General features: G+C 64.2%; 24 protein-coding genes. 13 read left to right on the top strand and 11 right to left on the bottom strand.

Annotated elements, in window-relative coordinates; translation table 11 throughout:
- Positions 1-24: 24 nt before the first annotated feature.
- The 3 genes from ABID59_RS14925 to ABID59_RS14915 all read left to right on the top strand — a co-directional run bounded on the left by ABID59_RS14925 (position 25) and on the right by ABID59_RS14915 (position 3219).
- Positions 25-1269, top strand: a complete 1245-nt coding sequence (locus tag ABID59_RS14925) for an MFS transporter (RefSeq protein ID WP_354033316.1) — start codon at positions 25-27, stop codon at positions 1267-1269.
- A gap of 21 nt (positions 1270-1290) precedes the next feature.
- Positions 1291-2184 (top strand): amidohydrolase family protein, encoded by an 894-nt coding sequence (locus ABID59_RS14920; RefSeq protein WP_354083859.1) that lies wholly within the window; start codon positions 1291-1293, stop codon positions 2182-2184.
- A gap of 120 nt (positions 2185-2304) precedes the next feature.
- Positions 2305-3219: a PhzF family phenazine biosynthesis protein gene (locus ABID59_RS14915; protein ID WP_354083858.1), complete on the top strand. Its 915-nt coding sequence runs from the start codon at positions 2305-2307 to the stop codon at positions 3217-3219.
- Positions 3220-3366: 147 nt separating this feature from the next.
- On the opposite strand, the gene ABID59_RS14910 is transcribed toward ABID59_RS14915, so the two are convergent.
- The gene (locus tag ABID59_RS14910) at positions 3367-3828 is read right to left on the bottom strand and encodes a DUF488 domain-containing protein (protein WP_354083857.1); all 462 of its coding nucleotides are present in this window, start codon (positions 3826-3828) and stop codon (positions 3367-3369) included.
- 9 nt (positions 3829-3837) lie between these two features.
- Entirely contained in the window at positions 3838-4674 is an 837-nt protein-coding gene (locus ABID59_RS14905; protein WP_354083856.1) for a DUF72 domain-containing protein, read from the bottom strand.
- Positions 4675-4778: 104 nt separating this feature from the next.
- Between ABID59_RS14905 and ABID59_RS14900 the strand changes: the two genes are divergently transcribed.
- The 4 genes from ABID59_RS14900 to ABID59_RS14885 all read left to right on the top strand — a co-directional run bounded on the left by ABID59_RS14900 (position 4779) and on the right by ABID59_RS14885 (position 8421).
- Positions 4779-5144 (top strand): hypothetical protein, encoded by a 366-nt coding sequence (locus ABID59_RS14900; RefSeq protein ID WP_354083855.1) that lies wholly within the window; start codon positions 4779-4781, stop codon positions 5142-5144.
- A 169-nt stretch (positions 5145-5313) separates the two neighbouring features.
- Positions 5314-5520, top strand: a complete 207-nt coding sequence (locus ABID59_RS14895) for a hypothetical protein (RefSeq protein ID WP_148751537.1) — start codon at positions 5314-5316, stop codon at positions 5518-5520.
- A 240-nt stretch (positions 5521-5760) separates the two neighbouring features.
- Positions 5761-6888: a glycosyltransferase gene (locus tag ABID59_RS14890; RefSeq protein WP_354083854.1), complete on the top strand. Its 1128-nt coding sequence runs from the start codon at positions 5761-5763 to the stop codon at positions 6886-6888.
- Positions 6889-6915: 27 nt separating this feature from the next.
- Positions 6916-8421, top strand: a complete 1506-nt coding sequence (locus ABID59_RS14885; protein WP_354083853.1) for a glycosyltransferase family 39 protein — start codon at positions 6916-6918, stop codon at positions 8419-8421.
- 21 nt (positions 8422-8442) lie between these two features.
- Here the strand turns inward: ABID59_RS14885 and ABID59_RS14880 are convergent, their stop codons facing one another.
- Positions 8443-9183 (bottom strand): glycosyltransferase family 25 protein, encoded by a 741-nt coding sequence (locus tag ABID59_RS14880; RefSeq protein WP_354083852.1) that lies wholly within the window; start codon positions 9181-9183, stop codon positions 8443-8445.
- Positions 9184-9545: 362 nt separating this feature from the next.
- Positions 9546-9932, bottom strand: a complete 387-nt coding sequence (locus tag ABID59_RS14875; RefSeq protein ID WP_354083851.1) for a hypothetical protein — start codon at positions 9930-9932, stop codon at positions 9546-9548.
- Between the two features lie 75 nt (positions 9933-10007).
- Here ABID59_RS14875 and ABID59_RS14870 point away from each other — a divergent pair, with 75 nt between their 5' ends.
- Entirely contained in the window at positions 10008-11393 is a 1386-nt protein-coding gene (locus ABID59_RS14870; protein ID WP_354083850.1) for a glycosyltransferase, read from the top strand.
- An 18-nt stretch (positions 11394-11411) separates the two neighbouring features.
- Here ABID59_RS14870 and ABID59_RS14865 read toward each other — a convergent pair whose 3' ends face one another.
- Together ABID59_RS14865 and ABID59_RS14860 are read right to left on the bottom strand one after the other, a co-directional pair.
- Positions 11412-13298 (bottom strand): CHASE2 domain-containing protein, encoded by a 1887-nt coding sequence (locus ABID59_RS14865; RefSeq protein ID WP_354083849.1) that lies wholly within the window; start codon positions 13296-13298, stop codon positions 11412-11414.
- A gap of 48 nt (positions 13299-13346) precedes the next feature.
- Positions 13347-13889, bottom strand: coding sequence for a FecR domain-containing protein (locus ABID59_RS14860; RefSeq protein ID WP_354033328.1), 543 nt, complete (start codon positions 13887-13889; stop codon positions 13347-13349).
- Between the two features lie 598 nt (positions 13890-14487).
- Between ABID59_RS14860 and ABID59_RS14855 the strand changes: the two genes are divergently transcribed.
- Positions 14488-15564, top strand: coding sequence for a tlde1 domain-containing protein (locus ABID59_RS14855; protein WP_354083848.1), 1077 nt, complete (start codon positions 14488-14490; stop codon positions 15562-15564).
- A gap of 7 nt (positions 15565-15571) precedes the next feature.
- Here the strand turns inward: ABID59_RS14855 and ABID59_RS14850 are convergent, their stop codons facing one another.
- Both ABID59_RS14850 and ABID59_RS14845 read right to left on the bottom strand, forming a co-directional pair.
- Positions 15572-16201: a glutathione binding-like protein gene (locus ABID59_RS14850; protein WP_354083847.1), complete on the bottom strand. Its 630-nt coding sequence runs from the start codon at positions 16199-16201 to the stop codon at positions 15572-15574.
- A 12-nt stretch (positions 16202-16213) separates the two neighbouring features.
- Positions 16214-16807 (bottom strand): cysteine hydrolase family protein, encoded by a 594-nt coding sequence (locus ABID59_RS14845; protein WP_354083846.1) that lies wholly within the window; start codon positions 16805-16807, stop codon positions 16214-16216.
- Positions 16808-16935: 128 nt separating this feature from the next.
- Between ABID59_RS14845 and ABID59_RS14840 the strand changes: the two genes are divergently transcribed.
- A complete protein-coding gene (locus tag ABID59_RS14840; RefSeq protein ID WP_354083845.1) occupies positions 16936-17769 on the top strand; it encodes a LysR family transcriptional regulator in 834 nt (277 codons plus the stop codon).
- A 125-nt stretch (positions 17770-17894) separates the two neighbouring features.
- Complete coding sequence (gene lepB / locus ABID59_RS14835; protein WP_354083844.1) at positions 17895-18641, top strand: signal peptidase I; 747 nt, start codon at positions 17895-17897, stop codon at positions 18639-18641.
- Between the two features lie 111 nt (positions 18642-18752).
- On the opposite strand, the gene groL is transcribed toward lepB, so the two are convergent.
- Together groL and ABID59_RS14825 are read right to left on the bottom strand one after the other, a co-directional pair.
- On the bottom strand, positions 18753-20393 hold the full coding sequence (groL, locus tag ABID59_RS14830) for a chaperonin GroEL (protein ID WP_148751550.1): 1641 nt from the start codon (positions 20391-20393) through the stop codon (positions 18753-18755).
- 46 nt (positions 20394-20439) lie between these two features.
- The gene (locus ABID59_RS14825) at positions 20440-20754 is read right to left on the bottom strand and encodes a co-chaperone GroES (RefSeq protein ID WP_027518760.1); all 315 of its coding nucleotides are present in this window, start codon (positions 20752-20754) and stop codon (positions 20440-20442) included.
- A gap of 389 nt (positions 20755-21143) precedes the next feature.
- Between ABID59_RS14825 and ABID59_RS14820 the strand changes: the two genes are divergently transcribed.
- Both ABID59_RS14820 and ABID59_RS14815 read left to right on the top strand, forming a co-directional pair.
- On the top strand, positions 21144-21431 hold the full coding sequence (locus ABID59_RS14820; protein WP_148751551.1) for an usg protein: 288 nt from the start codon (positions 21144-21146) through the stop codon (positions 21429-21431).
- Between the two features lie 169 nt (positions 21432-21600).
- The gene (locus ABID59_RS14815) at positions 21601-22176 is read left to right on the top strand and encodes a cupin domain-containing protein (RefSeq protein ID WP_354083843.1); all 576 of its coding nucleotides are present in this window, start codon (positions 21601-21603) and stop codon (positions 22174-22176) included.
- Between the two features lie 115 nt (positions 22177-22291).
- Here ABID59_RS14815 and ABID59_RS14810 read toward each other — a convergent pair whose 3' ends face one another.
- Entirely contained in the window at positions 22292-23212 is a 921-nt protein-coding gene (locus ABID59_RS14810; RefSeq protein WP_148752837.1) for a LysR substrate-binding domain-containing protein, read from the bottom strand.
- Positions 23213-23215: the final 3 nt, after the last annotated feature.

Below are 23215 nucleotides of genomic sequence, written 5' to 3'. Positions count from 1 at the left end.
CAATAAACGATTACAGGGGAAACAATGTCAAACTGGTACAGCGAATGCTCGCCGCTCGAGAAGCGGACCTTTTGGGCAAGCTTTGGCGGCTGGGCGCTGGATGCGCTCGACGTCCAGATGTTCGGCCTTGCCATCCCCGCGCTGATCGCGGCCTTCGGCATCAGCAAGGCCGATGCCGGCCTGCTCGGCTCGGTCACGCTGTTCTTCGGCGCATTCGGCGGCTGGCTCGGTGGCGCGCTCGGCGATCGCTACGGCCGCGTCAAGGCGCTCCAGATCACGGTTCTGACCTTTGCGCTGGCGACGTTCGCCTGCGCGTTTGCGATGAGCTACACCCAGCTTCTGATCCTCAAGGCCGTCCAGGGCCTCGGCTTCGGCGCCGAATGGGCCGTCGGCGCGGTGTTGATGGCCGAAATCATTCGTCCCGAGCATCGTGGCAAGGCGCTCGGCTCGGTGCAGAGCGCCTGGGCGATCGGATGGGGCGCGGCGGTGCTGTTGTCGGCGCTGGTCTTCACCTACGCGCCGGCGGACATCGCCTGGCGCATCCTGTTTGCGATCGGTTTGTTGCCGGCGCTCCTCATCATCTTCATCCGCCGCGGGCTGAAGGAGCCGCCGCGCGCTGTTGCAAGGGACGCAGAAACACGGTTCCTCGCCACGCTCGCCGGCATCTTCCACCGCGACGTGCTGCGCTCGACCCTGGTCGGCGGCCTGTTCGGCATCGGCGCCCATGGTGGCTATGCCGCGCTGACGACGTTCCTGCCGACTTACCTGCGCGAGGTGCGCCACCTGTCGGTGCTCGGCTCCAGCTTCTATCTCGCCGTCATCATCGTCGCCTTCTTCTGCGGCTGCGTCGCCAGCGGGATCATCAGCGACCGGATCGGCCGCAGGGCCAATGTCGCGTTCTTTGCCAGCGCCTGCATCGCCACCGTGCTGGTCTACATCTTTGCGCCACTGACCAATGGCGAGATGCTGGTGCTCGGCTTTCCGCTCGGCTTCTTCTCGGCCGGTATTCCCGCTAGCATGGCGGCGCTGTTCAGCGAGCTCTATCCGGCCGGCGTGCGCGGCACCGGCGTCGGCTTCTGCTACAATTTCGGCCGCGTCGTCTCCGCCGCGTTTCCTTTCCTGGTCGGCTTCCTCAGTGATCGCATCGGTCTCGGGCCCGCGATCGGCATCGACGCGGCGTTTGCCTATGCGTTGGTGCTGATCGCGGTGCTGCTCCTGCCCGAGACCCGCGGCAAGGTGTTCGAGCAAACCGCGCCGGCGCGCGTCTGACGGGAATGGGGAGGAACGACCATGACATTGCCCCAACACGGCCTGACGCGCCGCCAGTTTGGTGCGGGCCTCGCATCGCTTGCCACCGCGGTCGCGACCACAGCAAGGAGTGAGGCGGCCTTGCCCGTTATCGACACCCACGCTCATGTGTTCCATCGCGAGCTCAAGCTCGCGCCGGGCCGGCGTTATGCGCCGGACTACGACGCGCCGCTGTCGCTTTATCTCGAGCAGCTCGACCATAACGGCATCACCAATGGCGTGCTGGTGCAGCCGAGCTTTCTCGGCACCGACAATTCCTATCTCGTCGACTGCCTGAAGCAGGCCAACGGCCGCCTGCGCGGCATTGCCGTCGTCGATCCCAAGGTCTCTGCAGACGAGCTGAGCGAGCTCGATCGCGCCGGCATCGTCGGCATTCGCCTCAATCTCGTCGGTCAGCCCTTGCCCGATCTCGCCGCGGGCGAATGGAAGGGGTTGCTCGCGAAGGTGAAATCGATGGGCTGGCAGGTCGAGATCCAGCGCAATGCCTCCGATCTCGCCGTGCTCGCGCCGCAGTTGCTCGATCGCGGCGTCACCGTCGTGCTCGATCACTACGCGCTGCCTGATCCAAAACTCGGCGTCACCGATCCCGGCTTTCAATCCGTGCTGAAGTTAGGGGCGACGAAGAACATCTGGGTCAAGATCTCAGCGCCGTATCGCAACGGTGCTGCGGGCGAGAGTTTTGCGAAGGAGGCCTATCCGCTGCTGCGCAGTGCCTACGGCCTCGATCGCCTGCTGTGGGGCAGCGACTGGCCGCACACGCAGTTCGAGGCGACGCAGAGCTACGCGAAAAACCGGCAATTCCTCGACACGCTGATTGTCGACAAGAGCGAGCGCGCGCAAGTTCTGGCATCACCGCGACCTCTCTTTCGCTTCTGATCTCTCATCGGCGATTGCTCCGATTGCACCGAATTTTGGGGCATGACGGGCGATGTTGAGGGCTTGTAGAGTGTTGCGCGAGGCGGCCGGAGGCGGCCGCCATTTGCGTGAGGATTTTGCATGCAGCGCCGCTACATCACCGTCGACGTGTTCACCGACCGCGCCTTCGGCGGCAACCAGCTTGCCGTGGTGCTCGACGCCGCTGGGCTTTCCACGCAGCAGATGCAAGCGATCGCGACCGAGTTCAACTATTCCGAGACGACCTTCGTGCTGCCGCCGCGCGACAAGGCCAACGACGCCGAGGTGCGCATCTTCACGCCGGTAAGGGAGATGCCGTTCGCCGGCCATCCGAATGTCGGCACCTCCTTCGTGCTGGCGAGCCTCGCGAAAGATCCGAAGCCGCGATTGCTGTTCGAGGAGATAGCCGGGTTGGTCCCGGTTGATATCGTGCGGGAGCAAGGAAGGGTGGTCAGCACCGAGCTCACCGCGCCGCAGCCGCTGTCGCGACTGGCGGAGGTTTCCGCCGCCGACGTTGCAGCCTGCATCTCCTTGACTGCCGATGACATCAGGACCGATCACCATGCGCCGCAAGTCGTCGGCGTCGGAACGCCGTTCCTGGTGGCGGAGCTGCATTCGCGCGATGCGCTCAAGCGAGCGAGGCCCGACGCGGCCGCGTTCGGCAGGGTCTTGCCGCGCGACGAGGCCCGCTCGGTGTGGTTCTACACCCGCGATGTGCCGGCATCGGAGGCGCCCAGCGAGCGTCAGGCGCGCATGTTCATGCGCGGCGCCGGCGGTCTCGCCGAGGACCCCGCCACCGGCAGCGCCACGGTCGCGGCCGCCGCGCTGTTCGCCGATCTCGATCCCACGCGCGACGGTGAATTGAAGCTCACGGTCGGCCAGGGCTTTGACATGGGCCGGCCCAGCATCCTCCAAACGCGCGTGCGCAAGCAGGACGGCAAGATCGTCTCCGCCCATGTCGGCGGCAGCTGCGTGCAGATGATGGAGGGGTCGTTCAAGCTGGCGGGAGCGAGGTAGGCTGTCATTCCGGGGCGCGCGCGAGCTGTCTCCGCTCGTCATTCCGGGGCGCGACGAAGTCGTGAGCCCGGAATCCATTTATCCACCAACTCTGAGGCTCGATGGATTCCGGGCTCGTGCTGCGCACGCCCCGGAATGACAGCGCAGCTACACCTGCCGCCCCGCCAGATTCTTCACCGCCACCCCATCGCGCTCCTCGATGATCTCCGCGATCATCTGGCGGTGGCAGTGGGTGTGGTCGCGCTCGTAGCAGAGCAGGCAGACGGGACCGGCCTTCTTCACCAGCGCCGAGAGCTCGTCCATCGCTTCTCTCGCCTCAGGCGCCTTCAAGTGCTTTGAGTAGACCTTCTCCAGCGCATCGTATTGCCCGCTGCGCGCGGCGAGGCGGCCTTCCCTGGGTGTGCCCAGCGCTGCAAGATGGACATAGGCGATGCCGCGTTCGTCCAAGCCTGCGGCAAGCTGCTTCTTGGAAAAGCCCGGCCGCCGCGACGATGTTACCGCGCGCACGTCGACCACAAGCTTGACGCCGGCCTGCTCAAGCTCGTCCAGCACGGCCTTGGGCGGCGTCTGCTCATAGCCGATGGTGAAGAGCTTTTTAGCTCTGGCCATGAATGATCCTCAGCTCACCCGCGCGATCAGCTCCATGGCGCCGTGCGGCGCGCGCACCTTGCCCTCGTGAATGACATAGGCGAACACGTCGCGCGGCTCCTTGTTCGGCTTCGCCTTGTCGACCTTCGGCAAATCGTCGGGTTCACCTCCCGCGGCCCAGGCCTGAAGGCGCTCGGCCCAGGCATCGAGTTGCTTCGGCGGATAACAGGTCTTGATCTCGTCATTGCCCTTCTGCAGCCGGGCATAGACGAAATCGCCGGCGACGTCGGCGATGGCAGGATATTTGCCGTGCTCGGCGAACACCACGGGCGTCCCGAATTCGCGGATCAGCGCGATGAAATCAGGCGTGCAGAAACTGTCGTGGCGCACCTCCACCACGTGGCGCAGCGCGCGGCCCTCGAGCTTGCGCGGCAACAGCTCCAGAAACTTGCCGAAATCGGCGCCGTCGAATTTCTTGGTCGGCGCGAATTGCCAGAGCACGGGCCCGAGATGGTCGCCGAGCTCCAGCACGCCGGAATCATAGAACCGCTTGACGGAATCGCCGGCCTCGGCGAGCACGCGGCGGTTGGTGGCAAAGCGGGGCCCCTTCACCGAGAACACAAAACCATCCGGCACGTCGGCTGCCCATTTGCGAAAGCTCTCCGGCTTCTGCGAGCCGTAATAGGTGCCGTTGATCTCGATCGAGGTCAGCTTCGAGGCCGCATAGGATAGCTCCTTCGCCTGCGTCAGCTTCTCCGGATAGAACACGCCGCGCCAGGGCTCGAAGGTCCAGCCGCCGATGCCGATGAAGATGTTGCCGGATTTTTTGGTCGCGGTTTTTGCTTTGGCCACGGAGGGATCTCGCATCGACGGGGAGGGGAGGTCTGCATCCTAGTCAAACCAGAAGTGATTGGCCAGTTGTCGTGTCCCGTCTAAGCTCGCGAAGAAATCTGCGCAAAAAGGAGAACAAGATGCGGACGCTGATGCTGGGAGCGGCACTCGTCATGATGACATCTGCGGCTTTGGCTGACGATGACGATGCGAAGGGCGCGCAGAAGCTCGCTATGCAGGGCCGCGACGATTACTGGCATTGCCTGGCGCGGGAATATTCGCGCGACAGCAATCAGGGACTGTCGGAACAGGATTTTGGCCGGTCGGTTGCGGGGGCCTGTCCGTCGGAGCGGCAATATTACCGGGTGGCGCTGCTCGACTACCTCACCTCCCAATATCCGAACATCGAATCCGGCGCCCATCTCGCGACCGCGAACAGGGCGGTGGAGGCGGCGCAGAAGGACATCGTGACCGCCTTCGTCAAGCACCGGCCGCCGCAGAAATAGGGGAGTGGCGAATGGCCAATAGGGAATAGGGACAGAAGACCGCCTTGCCTTATTCGCTACTCACCATTCGCTATTCGCCCTTCCGCTATTCGCCCCCTTCGCCAAGCCCTTCCGGCCGCGTGTTCATCCGTGGTATGACTGGCTGCATCTGGAACGGGGACGGGCTGGCATGTCGTCTGAGTCGGTAGGTGGCATCTGTGGCGTGATCGTCGCGGCGATTGTGCTTGCGGCCGCCATCGTCTTCGGGCCGATCGGGCAGTACGGCAAGCCGCCGAAGCCGGCCAAGGTCGAGCCGGCCCCTTCCGCCATGGCGCCCGCAGCCCCTGCGGCGCCGGCGCCGCGGGGCCCCGTGATCCGGGAAGTCCCGAACCAGTAGCGGCCCGAAAAAGAGCGCTTCAGCCCCTTGCGAAGCGGCAGTGTCGTCCCCATTTAGTTGATAACGGCAACGTTGAGTGACATTCTCCGTTGCTGGGACGACCTTGGAATAGCTTGGGCTCGCGCCGGATGTACGCGCGGTCCGCCGTTCCGGGGTCGTTGGCATTTTAGGGCCCCTTTGGGCCGTTCCCCCAGACCCCCGGCTTGGCATCACACGACGCGGCGGTTATACGCTGCCGTCATGAACGAAGCGATCAGACCGGGCGTCGACAGCCAGGCTCAAGAGGGGCCCGAACTGTCGGTCATCGTCCCGACCTTCAACGAGCGCGATAACGTCACGGTGCTGTACCGGCGGCTGGAGGCGACGCTCGTCAACGTCGCCTGGGAGGTCGTGTTCGTCGACGACAATTCGCCCGACGGCACCTCGGATGTGGTGCGGGCGCTGGCGCTGCAGGACAGCCGCGTGCGCTGCATCCGCCGTATCGGCCGCCGCGGCCTGTCGGGCGCCTGCATCGAGGGCATCCTGGCCTCCAGCGCGCCTTACGCCGCCGTGATCGACGCCGACCTCCAGCACGACGAGACGCAGCTGCCGAAGATGCTGTTGCTGCTTGCAAGCGATCAGGCCGACCTCGTCGTCGGCAGCCGCTACATCGAGGGCTACAAGAGCGAAGGTTTCAACAAGCAGCGTGCCGGCGCCAGTGCGCTGGCGACCGAGGTCGCGAGGAAGATGCTCCGGGTCGAGATCGCGGATCCCATGAGCGGCTTCTTCATGGTTCGCCGCGACCGTTTCGAGCAATTGGCGCCAAAACTGTCGGTGCACGGCTTCAAGATCCTGCTCGATCTCGTCGCAAGCGCGCAGGGCAGTTTGCGCGCGGTCGAGATTCCCTACACCTTCGGCGCCCGCCAGCATGGCGAGAGCAAGCTCGATTCCATGGTGGCGCTCGACTTCCTTGGCCTGGTGCTGGCCAAGCTGACCAACGATATCGTCTCGCTGCGTTTCATCCTGTTCGCGATGGTGGGTGGCATCGGCCTCGTGGTGCATCTCACCACGCTGTTCATCGCGCTCCAGCTGATCAAGGTGCCGTTCGCGGAGGCGCAGGCCGCCGGCGCCATCGTCGCCATGACCACCAACTTCGTCCTCAACAACTTCCTCACCTATCGCGACCAGCGGCTGAAGGGCTTTGCGATCCTGCGCGGCCTGATCATGTTCTATATCGTCTGCAGCGTCGGCCTGCTCGCCAATGTCGGCGTTGCTTTCTCGGTCTACGACCAGGAGCCGATCTGGTGGCTGGCGGGCCTCGCCGGCGCGCTGATGGGCGTAGTGTGGAATTACGCGATGTCCGGACTGTTCGTCTGGCGCAAGAAATAGCGCGTCAAGGCTTGCAAGGAAGCTTGTATGGGCGGGGCTGACGCGCGGATCGTCCGCAATACGGCGCTGGTGATTCTTGCGCTGGTCGCACTGCGGCTGGTCGCGGCCGCCTTCACCCCGATCACCTTCGACGAAGCCTATTACTGGATGTGGTCGAAGAACCTGGCGGGCGGATACTACGACCATCCGCCGATGGTGGCTTACGTCATCCGCGCCGGCACCATGATCGCCGGCGACACCGAGCTCGGTGTTCGTCTGGTCTCGATCCTGCTCGCGCTGCCGATGAGCTATGCGATCTATCGTTCGGCCGCGATCCTGTTCGGCGGTGCCCGCGTGGCGGCGACCAGCGCGATCCTGCTCAACGTGACGATGATGGCCTCGGTCGGCACGCTGATCGTGACGCCGGATGCGCCGCTGCTGGTCGCCTCCAGCTTCGTGCTGTTCTTCCTCGCAAAAGTGCTGGAGACCGGTCGCGGTGTCTGGTGGCTTGCGGTCGGCGCCGCAATCGGCGCGGCGCTGCTGTCGAAGTACACCGCGATGTTCTTTGGTGCCGCGATCCTGATCTGGCTCGCCTCCGTGCCGAAACTGCGGCGCTGGTTCCTCTCGCCCTGGCCCTATCTCGGCGGCCTCGTTGCGCTCGCGCTGTTCTCACCGGTGATCCTCTGGAATGCGGATCATCAATGGGTCTCGTTCGTCAAGCAGCTCGGGCGCGCCAGGATCGAGGATTTTCGCCCGGTCTTCATTGCCGAGCTGATCCCGACCCAGATTGCATTTGCGACCCCGCTGGTCTTCATCCTTGGCGCGATGGGGCTGCATGCGCTGACCTGGCGCCGGGCAGGCGCGCTCGCCTCGCGCGTGCTGATCGAGACGATGTTCTGGACCATCGTCGCCTATTTCGTCTGGCACTCGCTGCACGCCCGCGTCGAGGCCAACTGGTTTGCGCCGGTCTATCCGCCGTTCGTCGTTGCCGCCGCTGCCGCAGCCAATCTCGTACAGTGGAAACCGCGTGCGCGACGCCTGGTGGATTTTTGCCTGCGCTGGGCCGCGCCCACCGGCATCGTGATGTTTGCCGCACTGATCCTGCAGGCCAATACGGGGCTGCTGTCCGGCTATCGCCGCGATGCGACCGTGCGCAGCGTCGGCGTCGGCTGGCGCGAGCTCGCAGCTAACGTCGAAGCGGCGCGTGTCCGCAGCGGTGCGCCTTGCGTGCTCACGCCGGATTACGGCACCACTGGCTGGCTCGCCTTCTATCTGCCGCGCGGCACCTGCGTGGTGCAGCAAAACCAGCGCATCCGCTGGGTCAACATGCCCGAGCCCGATCCAAAGCTGCTCGCGGGCAAGCTGATCTATGTCGACGAGCTGCGCCCCGGCGGCCATCCGTTCCTGAACGACCTCTTCACGCAGGTGACGCGTGTCGCCGAGCTGCAGCGCAAGCGCGGCCCGCTCGTGGTCGAGACCTACGGCGTCGATCTGCTTGAGGGCGCCAAGGGCGATGTGCTGGACCGCTCGCCGCCGCCCGAACTTCTGCCCTGAACCGGGCGCACCTCGCGGCACTCACCAGCGGGGAATTTCACCGGTCGGAACGGTTGTCGAGACGGCGTTGTTGTTTTTGGGAATGACAAGCGGGCTGAGGCAGGCGAAGGCCTCGATCGAATTGTAGATGAAGTTCATCATGCCATCGACCCCCATGACCGGGATCGTGCGACCAAGCGCTGCAACCCGAAGAAACCGGTTTTCCATCGGAAAGCAGAGCTCCAGAAGTCTCTTCGCGCCTCGGGGCGAAACCGCATAACCTGCCGTGCCGAAGCAATTGACGAGCCGAAACGCGGCGACCTCTGCGCTTGACCTCCGAAAAACCGCCGCGCTTTCGTCGCTTGGCTGCTTGGGCGTGAACACCATCTCGGACTTGAAGCCGGGCGTCAGCTCAAGTTCGAGAACGGAGTCCGTATTGTAGCCGAGCGCGACGTAATCCCAGTCTTTGAGACGGCGAAGGAAATCCAGACGCTCGGTGATGTCATCGCGGACAATCGCATCGTCCTCGAACACGAGCGCCGGCACTTCGGATTGAGCCGTCTGTTGCCAGATCCGGAGATGTGAGGCCGCGCAGCCGACGGCACCGGGCGTGAACTGTGCTCCGGGCACAACCAGGTTCATCCCAAGCGCATCCTGCGATGAGAACGATGCGCCATCGCACGCCTCAAATCGTTCGAAGGCGATCTTCGACCCGGCATTCAGTCTCAAGAAGCTTTCGTACTTCTCCGGCTGACGGTTGAGGTTGACGACAAAGTTCTTCATGCAAGGGCCAGCTTCAAAGATCGGATAAAGCGCCGATCGCTGGTTGAGGCATATCAACCGCTCCCTTGATTCGCCACGCGCCGGCGCGCCGAGGCGAAGGCGGCGCCCAGCTTCGAGCAAGCTCCAGGGAATAATTGAGAATCGGCAACCTTCCTGCAGGCTCGGGAATCGGGTTGCTGCCCGCTCTCCCTTGATCCGGAAGGTCCCCGATGAATTATCACGACGGCACTCTCGCAAGAGCAAACGAGATCTCGACAGAGCCGTCTTCGCCGACGCGGGATGAATACTACAAGATCTGCCTTCAACACTTGAAAACGGGTGAGCTTGAGCAAGCCGAAGCCCGTTGCCGGGAAGGGCTGGCCTCAGACGCGAACCATGCCGGCTTGCTTCATCTGATGGCTGGCGTGTCCCTGCTCAACGGGAATTACGACGCCGCCGTGGAATGGGCTTGCCGCGCTCTCACGAGCGAGATGAAGGCGACCTATCTCGCTACGCTCGGGACCGCCCTGCAAGGCAAGGGACTTCAGGAACAGGCGTTCGAGGCGTTTCAGCGGGCAGTCGCGCTTGATCCCCTTGACCCGACTGTCTGGGAGAATTTTGGCAACGCCTTGAACAGGGCGGGGCACGTCAACCAGGCGAGCCTTTGCTTTCTGATCGCTCGCGCTTATCAGAAATTGCCATTCCTTGCGGAGTGCCGTTCTGTCCCTCGCAACGGGTGGAATGCGCTCACAAGGCAATTCAATCCGCATCTTCAAAGCCGCCCGGGGTCGGGAGAAGCCCGCGACCCCATTCACTGCTTCTGGTCGAATGCGCCGCTGAGCGAGATGTCGCGTCTCTCGCTTCAATCGATGGTCCGGCAGGGCCATCCGGTGAAGCTGTACACTTACGACAATGTCGGCGCCATGCAGGCACGTGTGCCGCCCGGCGTCATGGTGGTCGACGCCGGAGATCTCGTGCCGGGTGCGATCTACCAGCATGCCGTCCTGAACAGCGAGATCCGCTACTTCAGCGACATTTTCCGCTATGCCGTCCTTCATGAATTCGGGGGCTGGTGGCTCGATACGGACATCGTGCTCGTGAAGCCCCTGGATTTTGGCAGGGAACACGTGTTTTCTGCGCAATGGTCGGGAGTCGAGAACGGGCATGTGTGCGTCGGCGACGTGATGCGCGCGCCCAAGGGCTCGCCTCACATGGCCAATCTGTATGCGCTGTCCCTGCAGCGGCTGTTCAGCGAAAAGCGCGTCGAATACGGCGCGGTGGGGCCGCTGTTGCTGAGCGAATATCTGCTCGTGGCAGGCGATGAGGAACTCCAGTCGTCGATTCTCCCGCCGACGACCTTCAACGCGATCGACTGGCGCGAAGTGGATCTGTTTGCCGCCGAAGGCCGGGCCGGCTTCGATCTCTTGAGCGATCCCCGTGTAACGGGTGTCCATCTCTGGGGAAAAATGTGGGCCGAGAGAGGGCTGCGCTTCGATGCGGTCCCCGAGCAGAGCGTGGCGGGCTATCTCAAGAAGCTGGTGCTCGAGCCGAACTGGTTGACGCAGCTTGCGGCGAAATACGATTCCGACAAGGGCGCGGTCTACAAGGGCCAGCTCGCCCATCACTATACGCGAATCTATCACGAGCTGTTCCGATCGAAGGCCCTTGAACCCATTCGCATCCTGGAAATCGGTCTGTGCCGGGGGCGGGCCGAAGGCTGGACTCAGGATCAGGTGCCGTCGCTGCAGATGTGGCTGGACTATTTCCCGAATGCCGAGGTCATCGGTGCCGACATCGAGGACTTCAGCTGGTTCTCCCATCCGCGGGTCAGGATCCATCGCGTCGATCAGGGCGATCGCAGCATGCTGGAGCAGCTGGCGGCCAAGGAAAAGCCGCTGGACATCGTCATCGACGACGGCTCTCACGCCTCGGTGCACCAGCACCTGACGCTCGGCGTGCTGTTTCCCTCGCTGAAGCCGGGCGGCTTGTTCGTGATCGAGGATCTCGATTGGCAGCCGCCGGAGATCCCGTCCAACGGCGCGCCCCTGGTCAAGGATGTGCTCAACGCCATGAAGGTGAGCGGCTCGTTGACGTCCATCGTCATGACCGAGGCCGAAGCGAAGTTGATCTCGGACGAGGTCGACGAGATCCTCCTCAACGACAGTTTCCGCGAGTTGATGTCGCGCGGCAAGCTGGGCGGCCTGGGCGTGCTGAGGCGCAAGGGGCAATAGGCGGACGCGCCAGCCGCCTCAGTCGATCATCTCGACCTTGGCCGCGGCCTGGCTCGGCCTGTCCTGGTCGCGCCAGAACCAGACGGTCACGACGCCGGAGCGGCCACGGATCTGCGTGTGCAGGGGGCCCGACAGGACACCGTCGGGGGCCCCGTGAAAGTCGGCCGCATCGAGCAGCGCGTCGGTCAATGCGAGCCGCGCATGGTTTTGCGCGGCGACCTCCATCAGCCGGCTCGCGAGATTGACGGTGTCGCCGTTTGCCGTGATGTGCTGGTGGCTCTCGCCGAGACGGGAGGCGACGATCGGGCCGAAATGCGCTCCGATCTTGAACCCGAGCCGGCCGCCGATCGCTGATGGCAGCGACGCCATCCAGCGCTCGACGCCGCGATGCAGGTCGATCGCACATTTCAGCGCACGCGCCGCGTCATCCGGCATCGCGCTCGGCAGGCCGAACAGGATCATGGCGCCGTCACCGAGAAAGCTGGTGATCATGCCGCCGCAATCGACCGCGGCCCGGTCGATCAGCGCGTGGAACGCTTGCAGGATGTCCTGGAGTTCGTCCGGATCGATCTGCTGGCTCAGTGCGGTGAAATCGGAGAGATCGATGAAGACGATGGCCGCATCCTGCCGGACCGGCTTCGCCAGGAAATTGGGATCGCGTGCGAGCCACGCTTGCACGGCCGGTGCCTGGAATTGCGCCAGCGACCGGCTCTTGGCGGCGAGATATTGCGTGCGGCGGCCTCCTGCCCACAATTGTACGCCAACGAACAGTGCGACCGGTGGCACCGCGGCCGCGAGCGTGGTCGCGGCATCGAGCCAGACGCCGCGCGTGAACGCGAACAGATTGAGCCCGGCCCAGGCGACCATCACCGCGGCTGCCACGATGAAGCCGACCGCGCTCCGTCGCCAGGCAAGCAGGCCCACCAGCAGCATCGGCAGCAGGATCGCGGTGAGCGCGTCGACGATGTGAACCCTGCGGTCGCGCACGATGCCGTCGCCGGCGACGAGATGCGTGATCGCGGTCGAGATCACCTCGACGCCGGGCATCAGGGAATCGAACGGCGTCGGGAAGAAGTCGCCGCCGCCGGCAACGGCGGCGCCGATCACGACGATCCGGTTCTCGATCGCCTTGCGGTCGAGCGTGCCGTCGAAAATGCTCTGTGCGCTCACGGTGCGGATGGTGCGACGCGGCCCGTAATAGGTGATCGGCAGCGCAAAGCCGGTGTCGGTCGGCACTGTGCGATCGCCGAGCATGAGATGATCGGGCGCGATCGTCAGTGGCTTGTCGAGTGCGCGGCTTGCGACCCGCAGCGGAAACGACAGCTCGACCTTGTCGACTGTCCGGAACAGCATCGGCACCGAGAGCGGCGAGCCCGATTGCCCAGTCGAGACGTTGACGATTCCGACATCGGCATGATCGGCGAACGCCGGCAATGGCAGCAGGAAGCGCTCGGCCTGGGGCAGGGCGGCGAGCGGGCCTGCGCTTCCGGGCGCCACGGTCTCGCTCGCGCTCGGGAAGATCGCGGCGGCTGCGAGCACCACGGGACCGGTGGCAAGCGTGTGAGCCAGCGTGGCGTCGCCGATCGCGGCGCTGCGGTCGACCAGCAGCAGGTCGATCGCGACGACCTTCGGCTTGAACTGCACGATGGTGTCGACGACGCGGGCGAGGTCGGCGCGCGGCAGCGGATAGCTGCCGCCGCGTTTCACCACGGTATCGTCGACGGCGACGATGGTGACGAGGTCAGGCGGAGCCTGCACGCCGCGGACCTGTGTTCGCCAATCCGTCAGCGTTGCCTCGAGCCGATCGAGAAAGCGTAGATGACCATTGGCGTGGCCCGCATAGATGCCCGCGCCCCACAGCGCGGTGAGGACAAGTGCCACCAGAATTTGAACGCGTCGCTTCATGCCGTCGTACTGCAATCTTCTTTGCTATCCCGGCCTGACCGGGCAGGCCTATTGGCCGAGTCTTGCCATCAGCGCGTCGACGCGCGGCTGGCCCCATGTCTTGACGGTCAGCGTCTTGACGGTCAGCGGACCCGCCGCTTCCACGTCGACGCCTTGGCCGGGGCCCAGCACCACGCCGCGTCCACGCGCCGCCCTGCGGGCCACGCCGACACGGCCGTTGGCGACGAACACGGAGGTCTTGGCCTCGGCGACATCGACCGCCCATTTGGTGCCGCGGACGGCGGCGATCGCCTGCGGCGTCAGCACCTTGAAGGGATTGCCGCCGGGCTTCTTGGGCACCTCGACCAGCAGCGCCTTGCTGCTCAACTCCACGGAGTCAATATGTCCGTCGCGGTTGGCGTCGTTCAGTTCAAATCTGGCGCCACTTTCTGCGACGATCGTGATGCCGTTGTTGCAGCGCCAGGTCTGCGTCCCCGCGGCCGATGGTGTTGCCGTGCAGCCCGCATTGGCGGCCGGCTGTGCAATTGCAGATCCGATCAACACAAATGACCACGCCAGGGCGCAAAACCCGCCGCGCGAAATCCCTCTCATGCCAGCCTCCCTTTGCGTAGCTATTTTGTCGCTGCGTCCATTTCCAGAGCGGCGCGATCAACTTTCAGTCAGGGCGCGCCGTGCCGCGAGCGATCGTCGCGCGATGTGTGATGTGCGTGATCTTCTGCCGCCGTTGTGCTGACATCTGCAGTTGAACGCACCAGCCTCGCGCAACGTATCCCCGCTATCTTCCGGATATTGATGACCACGAAAACGACTTGGTTGGTGCGTCCAAAGATGCGGCCGGAGACGTCCGCCGACCGTGCCGAACCGGCCGAGAAGTATGGTTAACAGCTTCGTCTAAGTCCGTAGTTCTGCGGACTTTTTTCTCGAAATGGCACAGCGTTAACGACCTGCCCTACATACGCCCGAACTTAATCCGCATTTAACTAAAAGTCGCCTTAATGACGCTCCGACCCTCTGCGAGATGCTGTTCCCGGAACGTGACCAGCGGCACTTCGAAGGGGGACTGAGTGACACCGTCCTGGACGCAAGGCGAATGAGTACGAGTATCGCTGCGCAAAGTTACGCGGCACGGAAGCCCAAGAATCCGAACAAGAATCCGAACAAGCATTCTCATCGGAAGTCTTCCCGGAAAATGACCACCCAAAACGTGCTCGGCGCGGCCGTGATCGGCTGCGTCGTGCTTGCCGGCTGGACCGTCTACAACAACATCTTCGCCGCCAGCGTCTATCCGACCGTCGGCAGCTCCGGCTACGACGAGCCCGTGGTCAAGCGTGCGCCCAAGGTCACGCTGCGCGAGGCGGGCGAGGCCATCCGGGACACCTTTGCGCTGCTGCCCGACCGGCTGCAGGTGGCTGCACCGATTTCACGCGAGATGTTCAACGAGCGCTTTGCCGCCGCGGCGACGCAGGGCGTCGAGTCCAACGCGGCGAGCGCTGCGCCTGCGACGAAGGTCGCCGACGCCAAGGAAGCGGCGAAGCCGACCGTCGTCGCCAGGGTCGCGGACGTGCTGAAGAGCCCGGCCAAGGCTGTCGAGAAGATCGCGGACGCCGCGAAGACCAAGCGCGCCGAGGCACCGGTGCAGCTCGCGTCGGCCGATCCGGCCGAGATCGTGCCGGCGCCCGAAGCGAAGCCAAAGTCGTTTGCCGATCGCGCCAAGGCCGCGGTGATGTCGATCACCGGTCCGCGCCAGTCGATGGTGGAGAAGCTCTGGGGCAAGCGCGAGCCGTCCGGCGGCTTGCTTGCTTATGCTTCGGCCGATGCCAGCGTGACCGCTTCCATCGCGCCGAAGGAGCAGAACCCGATGCTGGGCGGCTCGCCGCCCTATGACCGCTCGACCGCGGTCTACGACATCACGGCGAAGACTGTGTATCTGCCCGATGGCACCAGGCTCGAGGCCCATTCCGGCCTGGGCTCCAACCTCGATGATCCCCGTTCCTCGCGCGTGCGCATGCGCGGCGTGACCCCGCCGCACATCTACGAGCTGAAGCCGCGCGAAGCGCTGTTCCACGGCGTGCCGGCGCTGCGGCTGACCCCGGTCGGCGGCGAGAACGCGATCTACGGCCGCGACGGTCTGCTCGCGCACACCTTCATGCTCGGGCCGAACGGCGATTCCAACGGCTGCGTCTCGTTCAAGGACTATTACGCGTTCCTCGACGCCTATCGCAACAAGGGCATCCGCAGGCTCGCGGTGCTGGCGCGGGTCGACTGAGGCGCGCTCAAACCGCCATGGCCTTGCGCAGCGCCGTCTCGGTGGCGATCGCTTCCCGCACCATGGGCCGCGCCCGCATGCGTTCGAGATAGGCCGACAATGACGGCCATTGCGCGATGTCGACGCCTGCGGCACGGAGCAGCAGCAAAGCCCAGGTGAGATGTGCATCGGCAACGGTGAAGCTGTTGCCGACGAGGAATTCACGATCGGCAAGATGTGCTGCCGGCACCGACAAGGTCTGAGCGATCCTCGCGCGCGGCTTGGCGAGCGAGCCCTCGTCCTTGTACCAGAAGGTCGGAAACAGGAACGCCTTGTGGATCTCGGCGCCGGTGAAGCTCAGCCATTCCTGCAGGCGGTAGCGATCCGCTTCGCCCGGCCGCGGAGCAAGGCCGCGCTCAGGGTTGAGGTCGGCGATGTATTGCAGCACCGCCGCGCATTCCGTCAGCCGCTCGCCGTTCTCCAGCACCAGGACCGGCACCGCGCCCTTCGGCGAGATGCCGCGAAAATCGCTGTCGTCGTCCGCGACTGTCTTGGTCGCGAGATGCACCAGGTGATAGCGCGCATCGAGGCCGGCTTCCATCAGCGCGATGCGGCTCGCAAGCGAGCAGGCCATCGGCGAGAAATAGAGTTGCAGCATTGCGTTGCTCGTTTAGGTCAGCGCATCGCCGCGCGCGATGATCGCGAAGCGGTCCGATAGCTCGGCGAGTGCAACCTCGTGGACGGTCCGGGCGTCCAGCGTGCCGCCGCGCCCGTCAGGCAGATCGCGCGTGGCGCAGGCGTCGGCATCGATCGTGGTGCGAAAGCCGAGGTCGAGCGCGGCGCGCGCGGTAGAGCTGACGCACATATGCGTCATGAAGCCGGCTAGCACGATGTTCTTCCTGTCGGTTGCGGCAAGGCGCGCCTGCAAATCGGTGCCGGCAAACGCATTCGGCAACTCCTTCTCGATCACCAGCTCGCCGGCACGGGGGCTGAGCTCGACGACGATGGCGCCGCGGTCGGCGCCGCGATCGAACAGGCTGCCGGCCTTGCCGCGATGGGCGATATGGATGATCGCGGCTCCGCTCTCGCGGGCCCGTGCCAGGAGTGCAGCCGCCCGCGCGATTGCGGGCCGGGCGTCGGGCAAGGCGAGCGGGCCTGCGAGATATTCGTTCTGGATATCGATCAGCACCAGCGCGGCGTCGCCGAGACGCGGCGGGTTGAGATCGGCACCGGCGAGCTGCAGCAGGGTCTTTGCGGTCGTCATGGTCTTTGACATCTCCGGGGCAAGAGGCGCGGCAAACATAGCTCCGGGAATACCTGCCGATATGCAGGGATATTGCAGCGGGTGGCTGCGATATTGCAGGCTGCTCCCGGCCGGTATAGCCTCGGTCGATGAACTGGGACGATCTGCGCATCATCGCTGCGGTCAGGGACGAGGGCACCTATGCGGGCGCCAGCGCGCGGCTGCGCATCGACGAGACCACGGTCGGGCGCAGGCTGTCGCGCATCGAGCGTGCGCTCGGTTTGCGTCTGTTCGAGGCCGCCGACGGCGTCCGCAGGCCGACGCGGCAATGCGAGGCGGTGCTGGCCCATGTCGAGGCGATGGCCGCACATGCCACCGAGATCGGTCGCCTCAGTGAGAGCCTGGCAGGTCCGGTGGGACGCCTGCGCATCGCCTCCACCAACACGGTCGCCGAGGAGGTGCTGGCGCCGCGCGCGAGCGACTTCCTGCGCGCCAATCCCGGCCTGACGCTGCAATTCCTCACCTCGAGCGAGAACGTCAACTTCTCGCGCTGGGAAGCCGATCTCGCCATCCGGCTGCGCAAGCCCGACAAAGGTGACTTTGCGATCTCCAGGCTCGGCGATATCAGCATCTATTATTTCGAGCCTGTTACGACCGAGGGTGAGCCGGTGCTGTGCGCCTATCCGGACGAGCTCGGTGACATTCCCGAGATGCAATTCCTGCGCACGAGGCAAGCCCGCGCGCGCTGCGTCACCGACAACGTCCGGGTCATCCGTAACCTGATCCGCTCGTATCAGGTCGCCGGCGTGTTGCCGGAGTATGTTTGCGCGGATCTGCTCGGTGATCGCCGCCTGCGCGCGACGCTGCTGCCGAAGCGCCGCGACGTCTGGCTGCTCGTGCAGAACCACCTCAAGCGCGATGCCGCAACGCGCGTGACGATCGACTGGGTGAGAACGTGTTTCCAGGACATGTCGCGCAGTTGATCGCCTGCAGGCGGCCCTTTGAACGCAGCTTGGCAAATTGACGACCAACTCAAGCAGGCCTGGGATTGCGCGCGCCCATAGGTTGCGCAATCCTGTGGCGACGACGATCCCGGGCAGGGCAGGCGATGACTACTCTTGAGAGCACCAACCGGCCGCGCGCCAGATCCAGCGAATGGAAGGCGATCGTCATCCTGATCCTGCTCGTCCCCGTGCTGTGGTCGCCACCCTTTCTGTTTCGCATCTTCCTGTATCAGCCGTTCAACATCCCGTCCGGCTCGATGACGCCCACGCTGGTGGTCGGCGACTACGTCTTCGCCGCCAAATATGCCTACGGCTACGGCCGCTACTCGTTTCCCTTCGCGCCGTCATGGATCTCCGGCCGTTTCCGCGCCGCCGATCCCGCCTACGGCGATATCGTCGTATTCCGGTCGCCGAAAGATACGTCGGTCGATTATGTGAAGCGCGTGGTCGGGCTGCCCGGCGATCGCATCCAGATGCGGCAGGGGCAGCTCTTCCTCAACGACCAGCCGGTGACGCGCGTTGCGCTCAAGGACGTGTCCGCCGGCGCCGCCTGCGGCGGCGAGGTCGGTGCAAAGGTGAAGCGCTGGCGCGAGACGATGCCGAACGGCGCGAGCTACGTCACGTATGACTGTGTCGACAATGGCTTCGTCGACAACACCGAAGTCTACGCCGTGCCTCCAGGCCATTTCTTCGCGCTCGGCGACAACCGCGACAACTCGACCGACAGCCGCTTCAAGTCGGCGATGGGTTTTATTCCGATGGACAATCTGGTCGGCAAGGTGACGCGGATCTTCTGGTCGCTCGATTCCAGAGGCGAGCTGCGCCCGGAACGGATGGGGAAGGTGGGGTAAGGGGCCGTCATTCCGGGCTCGCGCCCAAGCGGGCGCGCTCCGGAATGACGGGCCCAAAACAAAAACCCCGGCATCGCTGCCGGGGTTTCGTAGTCCTCGAGGTCGTTGGGCTTAGAAGTCCATGCCGCCCATGCCGCCGCCCGGGGGCATCGCCGGACCGGCGCCGCCCTTCTTGGGCAGCTCGGCGACCATGGCTTCCGTGGTGATCAGCAGCGCAGCAACCGAGGCTGCGTTCTGGATCGCGGTGCGGACCACCTTGGTCGGGTCGATGATGCCCTTGGTGACCAGGTTGACGTACTCGCCGGTCTGGGAGTCGAAGCCGTAAGCGTAGGTCTTGTTCTCCAGGATCTTGCCGACGATCACCGAGCCGTCTTCACCGGCGTTGATCGCGATCTGGCGAGCGGGCGCGGAGAGCGCCTTGCGCACGATCTCGACGCCGGTCTTCTGGTCGTCGTTCTTGGTGCGCAGGCCCTTGAGCTGCTCGGAAGCACGGAGCAGGGCGACGCCGCCGCCCGGGACGATGCCTTCCTCGACAGCCGCGCGGGTCGCATGCATCGCGTCATCAACGCGATCCTTGCGCTCCTTCACCTCGACCTCGGTCGCGCCGCCGACGCGGATCACCGCGACGCCGCCTGCGAGCTTGGCGAGACGCTCCTGGAGCTTCTCACGGTCGTAGTCCGAGGTGGTTTCCTCGATCTGCGCCTTGATCTGGGCCACGCGCGCCTCGATGTCGGCCTTCTTGCCGGCGCCGTTGACGATCGTGGTGTTCTCCTTGTCGATCATCACCTTCTTGGCGCGACCGAGCATGTTGAGCGTGACGTTCTCGAGCTTGATGCCGAGATCTTCCGAGATCGCCTGGCCGCCGGTCAGGATCGCGATGTCCTGCAGCATGGCCTTGCGGCGATCGCCGAAGCCCGGAGCCTTGACGGCCGCGACCTTCAGGCCGCCGCGCAGACGGTTCACGACCAGGGTCGCGAGCGCTTCGCCTTCGACGTCCTCGGCGACGATGATCAGCGGCTTGCCGGTCTGCACCACGGCCTCGAGCAGCGGGAGCAGCTCGTTCAGCGAGGAGAGCTTCTTCTCGTTGATGAGGATGTAGGCGTCGTCCATCTCAACGCGCATCTTGTCGGCGTTGGTGACGAAGTAGGGCGAGATGTAGCCGCGGTCGAACTGCATGCCCTCGACGACGTCGAGCTCGGTCTCGAGCGACTTGGCTTCCTCGACGGTGATGACCCCCTCGTTGCCGACCTTCTTCATGGCATCGGAGAGGAACTTGCCGATCTCTGCGTCACCGTTGGCCGAGATGGTGCCGACCTGGGCGATCTCGTCGTTCGAGGTGACCTTCTTGGAGTTCTTGACGAGGTCGGCGACCACGGCTTCCACGGCCAGGTCGATACCACGCTTCAGGTCCATCGGGTTCATGCCGGCGGCAACCGACTTGGCGCCTTCGCGAACGATCGCAGCCGCGAGAACGGTTGCGGTGGTGGTGCCGTCGCCGGCCGCATCGGCGGACTTGGAGGCGACTTCGCGCACCATCTGCGCGCCCATGTTCTCGAACTTGTCGTCGAGCTCGATCTCCTTGGCGACGGTGACGCCGTCCTTGGTGATGCGGGGAGCGCCGAACGACTTGTCGAGGACGACGTTGCGACCCTTGGGACCGAGCGTGACCTTCACCGCGTTGGCGAGGATGTCGACGCCGCGCAGCATCTTGTCGCGCGCATCTACGCCGAATTTGACTTCTTTAGCTGACATCTGGATTTTTCCTTGAGGGGTTTAGCTGGGGGAGAGAGGGGGGCTGTTAGGCCGCCTTCTTCTTGGAAGCGGGGACGTCGAGGACGCCCATGATGTCGCTTTCCTTCATGATCAGCAGGTCGACATTGTCGATCTTGACCTCGGTGCCGGACCACTTGCCGAACAGCACGCGGTCGCCGACCTTCAGGTCGATCGGGATCAGCTTGCCGGCTTCGTCGCGGCCACCAGGGCCGACGGCGACGATTTCGCCCTGCGAGGGCTTTTCCTTGGCAGTGTCGGGAATGATGATGCCGCCGGCGGTCTTCTCTTCTGCGTCGATGCGCTTGACCACGACGCGGTCGTGAAGCGGACGGAATTTCATGCAGTCCTCCTAAGTAGTTGCACGGTATGGGAATTTTTAGGCGTTAGCAGTCTGTGCCCACGAGTGCTAGCACAGGTGAGGCTGAAATAGGACAGGAATTTTGCGGGGGCAAGGGCTTCTAGCAGAAAAATCGGCACTCAGAAGGCCTGTCTGCCAGAATCCCTTTACCATCGTTAACCGGTCTTGGAGGGCCCTTGGGGCCGTATTAGCACGGAGCCGCGTCTGCTGCTAACGCATTGAATTTCAACAGCTTGTTAAACTTTTGGGCTTGAGATGGATTGTCAGTTTGCGTCACATTTCTCTCATGTGAGCGCATCTCCACCGGGTGGCTCGTCAGCAGCGTACCGGCAAGCCATCCCTGAATATGCGCTCCTGCAAAGGAGGTTGGCATGGGCTTGCGGGCGGGCGCCGTTTCCGACGATTTCCGGAAACAGCTATTGGGTTACGGGCTGACGACGGCACAGATTCTCTATCGGATGCCGGATCATCCTTCGCTGCTTCAGACCTATGTCTGGCAGAACTACGACATGTTTCCGAAATTCCCGGCGCTGAAGGATTTCCTGGCGTTCTGGGAAGAGAAGCTCGACGGCCCGCTTCACTCGGTGACGGTCGCGCATTCCAAGCTGATCAAGCCCGCCGAGCTGCGCGCCGTGGATGGCGTGTTCCGGCTGAATTGAGGGCTTGGACGGTGCGGTAGGGTGGGCAAAGGCGCGCGCACTTCGCGCGCCGTGCCCACCATCTCTCCGCGCTTCCATTTGCAATGGTGGGCACGCTTCCCGCTTTGCCCACCCTACGAGATATGTTTCCGTGCTAGCCTTTCCCGATAACACCAGGGGAGGCCGGCCCATGGCCAAGAAGACAAGCAAGAAAACAAGCAAGAAAACAAAATCGCGCAGCGCAGCCCAGACTGCGGTGAAGAAGCGGAGCGGCGCCAAATCCGCCGCGCGATCCTCCGCGCGCAAAGCCGTGAAAGCGAAGGCGCGCACGACGCCCGCCAAGACAACAACCAAGGCCGCAACGAAGAAACCCGCGCGCCCGAAGCAGCGCATCGCCATCAGCCACCATCGCGAGGAAGATTTCAAAGCCGACGGCCTGCGCGCCTACGCAAAATACCGCGACCTCGGCATCGCCGCTGCAAGCCATGGCCTCGCGCAAGCCCATGTGATCCGCCTGCAAGGCCCCTGCGATCCTGCCGAGGTCTCAAAACTGCACTTCCACGACGTCGACTTCCAGATGGTCTACGTGCTCAAGGGCTGGGTGAAGACCTACATGGACGGGCAGGGCGAGACCTTGATGAAGGAAGGCAGCGCCTGGACCCAGCCGCCGAAGATCAAGCACATGATCTTGGATTATTCTGACGACGTGGAGTTACTGGAGGTGATTTTGCCTGCGGAGTTCAAGACGGTGGAGTTGAAGGCGTAGCGGCCCGACTCGCTCCGTCGTCATTGCGAGGAGCCCTTGCGACGAAGCAATCCAGACCGCCGCCGCGGAAAGATTCTGGATTGCTTCGCTGCGCTCGCAATGACGGGCCCCCCGACTACCGCTCGAGATAGCCCAGTTCTTCGCTCATGATCTTGCGCGCATATTCGCCGAAGACATCGATCAACCGGCCGCGCGCGGCATAGGGCGGATAGAGCAGCGCGATCGTGACGGGGACAGCAGGGTTGAAGGGACGCGCAATCAGGGCCGCGCCAGAGCTCTCGTCATGCGCGGCAATCGGATTGATGATGCTGATGCCGAGACCCGCCGCGACCAGGGCACAGACGGATGCGCCCAGATCGGTCTCGGCAACGACGCGGCGCGTGACGCCGGCCTGCGCAAAGATCATATCGATGCGATCGTGGAGCGGGCTCCCCGTGGCGAAGGAGATGAAGGCCTCATTGGCGAAATCGGCAGGGCGCAGCGTCTTCTTCTGCGCAAGACGATGCGCCTTCGGCATGATCGCGACGCAACGGGTCTTGAGCACCGGCTCGACATGCACCCCCGCAACCTCGCCGTAAAGCATTGCGAGCCCGGTGTCGCAAAGCCCGGAACTGACCCAGTCGTGCACGGCGCTCGCCGTGCCTGACCGGATCGAGATCATCACATGCGGATAGTCGACCTTGAAGCGCGCCGCGATGCGCGTCAGCAGACCGCCGGCCAGGCGCGGCATCGCCGCAACGCTTAGCCGACCCATGCCGAACGAGCGGATGCTTGCTGCGCTGGTCTCCAGTCCCGCCAGGCCGATGAAAGTCTTCTCGACCTCCTGGAAAAAGCGCGATCCGTCCACGGTCGGACGGAGGCGGCCGCCGCTGCGGTCGAACAGCGGGAATTGCGTGATCGCCTCCAACTGTCCGATCAGGCGGCTGATCTGGGGTTGCGAGGTATGCATGCGCTGAGCCGCCTGCGTCATCGATCCCGTCACGAAGACCGCCCGAAAAGCCTCCACATGCTTCAAGCCCATGCGTCTGGTGGCCATATC

The sequence above is a fragment of the Bradyrhizobium sp. S3.3.6 genome, assembly GCF_040546905.1.
Lineage (GTDB): Bacteria > Pseudomonadota > Alphaproteobacteria > Rhizobiales > Xanthobacteraceae > Bradyrhizobium > Bradyrhizobium cytisi.
Note: the sequence above shows the minus strand (reverse complement) of the source record. Positions and strands in the feature narration are given on the sequence as shown.

Coding starts and splice junctions, on each gene's coding strand:
- ABID59_RS14925 (WP_354033316.1), top strand. CDS start 25: ATGTCAAACTGGTACAGCGAATGCTCGCCGCTCGAGAAGCGGACCTTT.
- ABID59_RS14920 (WP_354083859.1), top strand. CDS start 1,291: ATGACATTGCCCCAACACGGCCTGACGCGCCGCCAGTTTGGTGCGGGC.
- ABID59_RS14915 (WP_354083858.1), top strand. CDS start 2,305: ATGCAGCGCCGCTACATCACCGTCGACGTGTTCACCGACCGCGCCTTC.
- ABID59_RS14910 (WP_354083857.1), bottom strand. CDS start 3,828: ATGGCCAGAGCTAAAAAGCTCTTCACCATCGGCTATGAGCAGACGCCG.
- ABID59_RS14905 (WP_354083856.1), bottom strand. CDS start 4,674: ATGCGAGATCCCTCCGTGGCCAAAGCAAAAACCGCGACCAAAAAATCC.
- ABID59_RS14900 (WP_354083855.1), top strand. CDS start 4,779: ATGCGGACGCTGATGCTGGGAGCGGCACTCGTCATGATGACATCTGCG.
- ABID59_RS14895 (WP_148751537.1), top strand. CDS start 5,314: ATGTCGTCTGAGTCGGTAGGTGGCATCTGTGGCGTGATCGTCGCGGCG.
- ABID59_RS14890 (WP_354083854.1), top strand. CDS start 5,761: ATGAACGAAGCGATCAGACCGGGCGTCGACAGCCAGGCTCAAGAGGGG.
- ABID59_RS14885 (WP_354083853.1), top strand. CDS start 6,916: ATGGGCGGGGCTGACGCGCGGATCGTCCGCAATACGGCGCTGGTGATT.
- ABID59_RS14880 (WP_354083852.1), bottom strand. CDS start 9,183: ATGAAGAACTTTGTCGTCAACCTCAACCGTCAGCCGGAGAAGTACGAA.
- ABID59_RS14875 (WP_354083851.1), bottom strand. CDS start 9,932: ATGCGGATTGAATTGCCTTGTGAGCGCATTCCACCCGTTGCGAGGGAC.
- ABID59_RS14870 (WP_354083850.1), top strand. CDS start 10,008: ATGTCGCGTCTCTCGCTTCAATCGATGGTCCGGCAGGGCCATCCGGTG.
- ABID59_RS14865 (WP_354083849.1), bottom strand. CDS start 13,298: ATGAAGCGACGCGTTCAAATTCTGGTGGCACTTGTCCTCACCGCGCTG.
- ABID59_RS14860 (WP_354033328.1), bottom strand. CDS start 13,889: ATGAGAGGGATTTCGCGCGGCGGGTTTTGCGCCCTGGCGTGGTCATTT.
- ABID59_RS14855 (WP_354083848.1), top strand. CDS start 14,488: ATGACCACCCAAAACGTGCTCGGCGCGGCCGTGATCGGCTGCGTCGTG.
- ABID59_RS14850 (WP_354083847.1), bottom strand. CDS start 16,201: ATGCTGCAACTCTATTTCTCGCCGATGGCCTGCTCGCTTGCGAGCCGC.
- ABID59_RS14845 (WP_354083846.1), bottom strand. CDS start 16,807: ATGACGACCGCAAAGACCCTGCTGCAGCTCGCCGGTGCCGATCTCAAC.
- ABID59_RS14840 (WP_354083845.1), top strand. CDS start 16,936: ATGAACTGGGACGATCTGCGCATCATCGCTGCGGTCAGGGACGAGGGC.
- lepB (WP_354083844.1), top strand. CDS start 17,895: ATGACTACTCTTGAGAGCACCAACCGGCCGCGCGCCAGATCCAGCGAA.
- groL (WP_148751550.1), bottom strand. CDS start 20,393: ATGTCAGCTAAAGAAGTCAAATTCGGCGTAGATGCGCGCGACAAGATG.
- ABID59_RS14825 (WP_027518760.1), bottom strand. CDS start 20,754: ATGAAATTCCGTCCGCTTCACGACCGCGTCGTGGTCAAGCGCATCGAC.
- ABID59_RS14820 (WP_148751551.1), top strand. CDS start 21,144: ATGGGCTTGCGGGCGGGCGCCGTTTCCGACGATTTCCGGAAACAGCTA.
- ABID59_RS14815 (WP_354083843.1), top strand. CDS start 21,601: ATGGCCAAGAAGACAAGCAAGAAAACAAGCAAGAAAACAAAATCGCGC.
- ABID59_RS14810 (WP_148752837.1), bottom strand. CDS start 23,212: ATGGCCACCAGACGCATGGGCTTGAAGCATGTGGAGGCTTTTCGGGCG.